Origin of the sequence: Acidovorax sp. HMWF018 (assembly GCF_003061035.1) — a bacterium.
Classification (GTDB): Bacteria; Pseudomonadota; Gammaproteobacteria; order Burkholderiales; family Burkholderiaceae_C; genus Acidovorax; species Acidovorax delafieldii.
In genome coordinates this window covers 1-1,308 of the sequence record NZ_QAIM01000019.1, presented here as the reverse complement: position 1 = coordinate 1,308, position 1,308 = coordinate 1, and the positions used below count along the sequence as shown (strand labels likewise).

Sequence of the window (1,308 nt, the reverse complement as noted above, 5' to 3'; positions counted from 1 at the left end):
TGAGGTTGCCCCTGAAAAGTGGAGTTCTTAACCCTTGTTGAAAATACCGACAAGGAGTTGAGCAATGAGTGACAAGCAAGTGCGTGCGCAGTACACGCGGGAGTTCAAACTGGAGGCGGTTCGGCAGGTGCGAGCTGGCCAGGCGATTGCGGTGGTGGCCAAGGTGCTGGGCATTCCCAAGGCCAGTCTGGGCAACTGGGTGCGACTGTCATCCAAGGGAGAGCTGAACGACGTTGGCAGCGCCGACAAGGCGACCAAAGTCTCGCCCGAGCAGATGGAGATTGCCCGGCTGCGCGCCGAGAATGCTCGCCTTCGCATGGAGCGCGACATCGCAAAAAAAGCTGCGGCGTACTTCGCGCAGGACACGCTGCGAGGTACGCCTGGATTGACCAAATGAAGTACCGTTACCCGGTGAGCGTGTCCTGCGGGGTGCTGGAGGTCAGCGCCAGCGGGTACTTCAACTGGCTGCGCCGGCGAGAGGATGGTCATGGCCGCAGCGGCCCTGGCCGACTCTACAGCGATGAAGCCCTGCTGGCGCACATCCGTGCCATCCACGCCGAGGTCAAGGGCGAATACGGCTGGCCACGCATGCACAAGGAGCTTGTGGCCCGAGGCATCCGGGTGGGCAAAGACCGGGTTCGCAAGCTCATGCAGCAGCACGGCATCAAGGCCAAAACGAAACGCAAGTTCGTGGTCACCACCGACAGCCGCCACAGCCTGCCGGTGGCACCTGACCTGGTGCAGCGGCGCTTCAACCCTGAAGCTCCCAACCAGCTATGGAGTGGCGACATCACCTACATCCAAACCGACGAAGGCTGGCTGTACCTGGCCGCCGTCATCGACCTGTTTAGCCGCCAGGTGGTGGGCTGGAGCCTGCAGTCGCACATGCAGGCAAGCCTGGTCAAGGACGCGCTGACCATGGCGTTGTGGCGTCGCCGGCCACCACCCGGTCTGATATTCCACAGCGACCGGGGCAGCCAGTATTGCAGCCACGAGGTCCAGGGCGCACTGAAGGACTGGGGCATGCGTTCATCGATGAGCAGGAAGGGCAACTGCTGGGATAACGCCCCAACGGAAAGCTTCTGGGGGCGGCTGAAAACAGCCAGCGTACATGGGTGCAAATTCGCTACCCGTGAGCAGGCCGGGCAGGCGGTGATGGACTGGATGGCCTTCTACAATCACCGCAGGCTGCATTCCTCGCTGGGCTACCTCAGCCCGATGCAGTACGAACAACGCTGGTACGAGGCACAGCGCAAAAAGGCCGCGTGAATCGTGGGTTAAGAACTACACGAAACAGGGGCAAGGTCA

Annotated in this window: 1 protein-coding gene; it reads left to right on the top strand. The window is 61.7% G+C overall.

The features are described from left to right. The first annotated feature begins 64 nt into the window (after positions 1–64). A protein-coding gene (locus tag DBR23_RS00550) for an IS3 family transposase (protein ID WP_108496960.1) occupies positions 65–1,269 on the top strand; the annotation gives its coding sequence in 2 pieces (ribosomal slippage) (positions 65–344 and positions 344–1,269; 1,206 coding nt in all). Positions 1,270–1,308 lie beyond the last annotated feature (39 nt).